The organism is Nostoc sp. PCC 9305, assembly GCF_963920915.1.
Classification (GTDB): Bacteria; Cyanobacteriota; Cyanobacteriia; order Cyanobacteriales; family Nostocaceae; genus Nostoc.
This window is the reverse complement of sequence record NZ_CAWUDN010000211.1, coordinates 1-4,531: the sequence shown is the minus strand read 5'-3', so window position 1 is coordinate 4,531 and position 4,531 is coordinate 1. Positions and strand designations below refer to the sequence as shown.

General features: G+C 40.7%; 3 protein-coding genes and 2 pseudogenes. 3 read left to right on the top strand and 2 right to left on the bottom strand.

What is annotated here, in order from left to right; translation table 11 throughout:
• Positions 1 to 398, top strand: a 398-nt coding sequence (locus ACM0OX_RS35155) for a reverse transcriptase domain-containing protein (RefSeq protein WP_414519780.1), incomplete at its 5' end; no start/stop codon positions are given.
• On the opposite strand, the pseudogene ACM0OX_RS35150 reads toward ACM0OX_RS35155, so the two are convergent.
• A pseudogene (locus ACM0OX_RS35150) lies at positions 363 to 1,344 on the bottom strand (transposase). The gene ACM0OX_RS35155 and the pseudogene ACM0OX_RS35150 sit on opposite strands and share 36 nt — an antisense overlap.
• 363 nt (positions 1,345 to 1,707) lie before the next feature.
• On the opposite strand from ACM0OX_RS35150, the pseudogene ACM0OX_RS35145 reads away from it, so the two are divergent.
• Positions 1,708 to 2,337 (top strand): annotated as a pseudogene (locus ACM0OX_RS35145) (group II intron reverse transcriptase); the annotation flags it as partial.
• Between the two features lie 42 nt (positions 2,338 to 2,379).
• Here ACM0OX_RS35145 and ACM0OX_RS35140 read toward each other — a convergent pair.
• Positions 2,380 to 3,687, bottom strand: coding sequence for a Rieske 2Fe-2S domain-containing protein (locus ACM0OX_RS35140; protein WP_414519779.1), 1,308 nt, complete (start codon positions 3,685 to 3,687; stop codon positions 2,380 to 2,382).
• 270 nt (positions 3,688 to 3,957) lie between these two features.
• Between ACM0OX_RS35140 and dinB the strand changes: the two genes are divergently transcribed.
• Complete coding sequence (gene dinB, locus ACM0OX_RS35135; RefSeq protein WP_414519777.1) at positions 3,958 to 4,524, top strand: DNA polymerase IV; 567 nt, start codon at positions 3,958 to 3,960, stop codon at positions 4,522 to 4,524.
• The last annotated feature ends 7 nt before the right edge of the window (positions 4,525 to 4,531 follow it).

Below are 4,531 nucleotides of genomic sequence, written 5' to 3'. Positions count from 1 at the left end.
GGAATAGTGACCGAGAACTCTATGGAAGTTTTTGCAAGATTGTAGGAGGGGTAGTTAGTCCACTATTAGCTAACATCGCACTTAACGGGATTGAAAGTATCCACAGATACCATGTGGAATACAAAAGGGGCAATAGAATAACAGACAAAACCCCAACAAAAAGTATTGTCGAGCCATCAATCCGTTATGCGGATGATATGGTCATTATACTCCGACCCGAAGATGAGGCGACAGAGATACTTGAAAGAATCAGCGAGTTCCTCCGTAAACGCGGAATGAATGTAAGCCAAAAGAAAACCAAACAGGACTTACGCAACTGTCACAAGCAATGGCGCGGTGTAGCCGCGCCGTGCGCCAAACAACTAGGCAATAAACATGGGAACATTCGGACGTTTTAGTTGCTGAACTAAATAATTTGATAACAATCCATGCTTAATTTGATAGATTGTTTGACCAGTTTTATAAGCTAAATTTTTGAGCCTAAGCCAAACTAAAATAGCGCAGGCAATATGATTTCTTTGAATACGACCCTTACGACATTGGCATGATTCAATACCAGTCAATTGTTTTAATTCTCTATGAAACTCCTCAACCTTCCATCGTACCTTACACACTTTTTGTACAACGTCCGTAGAATCTTGAGATAAATCGTTTGTAGCGATAAAATCCGTTTTGTCGGTGGAGACAATTACCCGGAACAGTTTCACTTTTTTCGCTTGAGGAAACTTTTTTATTTTAACTATTTTACCTGATTTCAACTCCTCTTCATTCCAAGATAACAATTCAACTTTTTGATAATCTTCTTCACCTGCTGTATCATCAACAAGTCGATTACGTTTTAGAGGACAATAATAATATTTTCCTAATCCATCAATATATAACATCAATTTATTTGTCGCATACCAAGTGTCCATCAAGACAGCTTGAAATGGTAAAACCTTATTATACACAAGGTTTTGCAGCATCTCCATCACATGGTCTATCTTTGTTTTTCTTTTCTCGTTCTGGGTCATAAATGCGATAGTCAACTACCCAAAACTTTCCGAGTTCATGATTTACATATACACAATTTACTAGCCCAATCCCTTGAATTACACCATGCTCATTGCCACTATATTGGCGTTTACTTGGCTCTATTTCAATAGCATATCGTTTATCAATTACTGTGTCATCAAAAACCAAGTAGGCGTTATCATTTATTTCTATTAGATCTTTCACGTTATCCCAAAGAATCCGAGGTGTTAATTTTTCGTTCTTTAAATAACGGTTGATTTTATCATGACTGATCTGCTCTAAATGCTCTGCCAAATTTGTCAGCGTATAATTAATCTGACTACTTAACAAGTACTGGCAATAGTTAAGTTTAGTGGCTCTTCAGTTCCTTTTATGGAGTCGAATAATAAATAAAATCTAATCAAAGCCTATGTTCCTTGCTATGACTGGATTTTAAATTTTTGAGCCTTTCTACAAAACTGCTATTTTAATGCCGTACCATAAAACCAACGCAAGAGCCAGTTTAGTAAATCTCATAAAGCTACGGGATTTATTTTATGCCTCCTCAGCTAATCTTCTCATGATTTGATGAATACTTAATACAGCCGATTACTGTTACTAATTTCAGCAATGTTCTCTGAGTACACCACCACCTTTTAGTACATAACTACTATAAAAATGCGATCACACTGTGCCAGTTGCGTAAGTCCTGCCAAAGTTACCGTCGCGACAGATGGGTTTGATTTCCTCGGCTGGAACTTTAAAGTCCAGAAAAACGGAAAGCTTAGAAGCACTCCCTCGGTGGATAATTTCAAAGCATTCCGCAAGAAAGTAAAATACATCGTCAACAACTCGAATTATGGTGCTACCACAAAGGCTGAAAAATTAGCCCCGGTAGTTAGAGGCTGGAGAAATTACCATAAGTTCTGTAAGATGGATGGCTCAAAGCACTCGCTTTGGTTCATGCACCGCAGAGCCTACACGGTATTTAACAAGGAAGCAAAACTGAATCGCTATTCGAGCGAAAAGCTCATAAAGAAAGCATTCCCAACGGTTCCCCACTCCGAAAATAAACACGTCATGGTTAAGGGTACAAAATCCCCCTATGACGGAGATACAGCCTACTGGAGCGAACGAAACAGCAAGCTCTACAACGGCGAAACCTCTATTGCCCTCAAGAAGCAAAACCACAGATGTGCTTCCTGTGGTCTAAAATTCATCGATGAGGAACGGGTCAACCTACACCACATCGACGGAGATCATGCTAACTGGAAGAAAAATAATCTTGAAGCAATTCACGAGAGTTGCCACGATTACAAACACATGAGCAAAAGCGCAAGCTGAGAACATCGGAAGCTGGGTGCGGTGAAAGTCGCACGCCCAGATTTAACTGAGAGGTGCGGGAGATAATACCCCCCATCGACTCAACCAAGCCAGCATCCGTAGACGTTTAATATTTTTCAAAGCATCTTTGCAAACTTGGCAATGTTGGGTATGAGTTGTCCAGACATCAAAAAGCTTTTGTTTGTCTAATTCGGGCAAGGGAAGATCGGTATTACACCCTGAAGCCCAAGGAATACTACCTCCAGCTTTTTTCTCCAACCACTGGCGAAATGCAATTACCATTTTATCTTGAGGATTGGGTGTATAAACTGCGTTCACCCATTGGCCCTTTTGACGTTTAGCTAGAATCTTCTGTTGATAATGAAGAAATACTAAATCTTGGTGTAAGAACAAGGATGACAAAACATGGCCTAGCCAAGTTGGCATTGGTAGTCCAAAGACTCCTAATCCTTTAGGTGTCTTGCCCATCTCGTTCTTAACTAAGACCTGGCAGCCAATATGACGACACCATCCTGGACGTGTAGGACTAGCATACAATGCCAAGATCAGCTTACCACCATCGCGTGAAGTAGAAACAATTCTCATCTGACAAGGTGGTTGGAAGTCGTGAATCGCTTGCTCAATCGTGGGGGCAGTCGGTGTAATTTCAAAAGAAAATCCTTCTTGAGTAGACATTTCCTTGATGCAAAGCATATCGTAGTAATTAGCATCTTTATACCGATTACCAACTATACCGTGGTGAGAAACAGGTACATGGGCTGGGTCAGCTACATTCTCCATGAAAAAGTCCCATCCATAGGGTAGGTCACGTATATTCCAAAATAGATGAACTACTCTGTCGGAGTTTTCTTCAAGTTCTGGAATAATTCGTGGTGTCCTCAATTGACTTTCAAGCTGTGCTTCAGAACCAGACTCAGCCCAAACCCACAATAAACCCTGCCGTTCTTGTGTTGGATAACTAATTGCAGATGACTTTGAATTTGAGCAGTGTTTAGAGGATGTCTGCTGATCTTTTGACTGGGGAATGCTCACACAGTTTCCCTGCGAATCAAAACGCCAAGCATGATAAGCACATAAAAGTGTGCCATCAGACTCAACACGCCCTTCTGAAAGAGGAGCTAGTCGATGTGGGCAAGAATCTTCAAAGCAAGACCATTTACTCAAACTGTCTTGCCACAAGACTAAATCTTTTCCTAATAACTGTATTGCATGTGGGCGAGATGGATCTAGAAAATCCACAACTGCTACAGGATACCACTGCTTTGTCCATTGAAATACTTCTTCTTTGTTTTGATTCAATGGAATGCTTGCGTTATCCATATCCCCTTGAAAATCTATTTTAGTGGTCATGTGTGTTCTTTTATGTTTTTGAACTAATAAAGTTAGAGCTGTTTAATATTTAATATAGTTGCAATTCCAGGTACGCTCTTTTCTACTTAAAAAAAACTTTCTTCGCTTGCTGCTTGATGGCATAAAAACTATGTATCCCCTCAAACACCCGTTCAGGAGACAGTTGCTCAAAACGACAGCAGGTAATTTTATCTCTAAGATAGTACTGGTATACTATAAGCTGAGGTTGTATTTACTTCTTTGAAAATGCTGTGAAAAACGAGACTGCTTGTGGTGGAGCTACGCTTGGGACAAGAATCTGTCGCTAGAACTAGGAAAATAATTCATGTTGATATGGATGCTTTTTACGCATCGGTGGAACAGAGGGACAACTCTAGTTACCGAGGCAAACCGTTAGTCGTCGGTGGCAGCCCGAATCAGCGAGGTGTAGTTGCAGCCGCCAGTTATGAAGCTCGTAAGTTTGGGATTCGTTCCGCGATGCCGTCAGTAACAGCAATTGCAAAATGCCCCGGACTGATATTTGTCAGACCAAGATTCGACGTTTACCGAGAGATTTCTGCTGCAATCCACGCTATCTTCAAACGCTACAGTGATTTAGTGGAAGGGGTTGCACTAGATGAAGCATATTTGGACGTTACTGAGAATAGGCAAAACATCCCCTACGCTTCTACTATCGCAAGACACATCAAAACTGCGATTTCCCAGGAAACTCAGTTGACGGCAACCGCAGGCGTGTCAATTAACAAGTTTCTTGCAAAAATGGCATCAGGGCAGAACAAGCCCAACGGACTAAGCTGTTACGCAGTTAGATTGTATAATATTAGATTAATTACTTAATCTAGTA

Bases quoted from the DNA above. Each gene is read 5' to 3' on its own strand.
- ACM0OX_RS35140 (WP_414519779.1), bottom strand. From the start codon at position 3,687: ATGACCACTAAAATAGATTTTCAAGGGGATATGGATAACGCAAGCATT.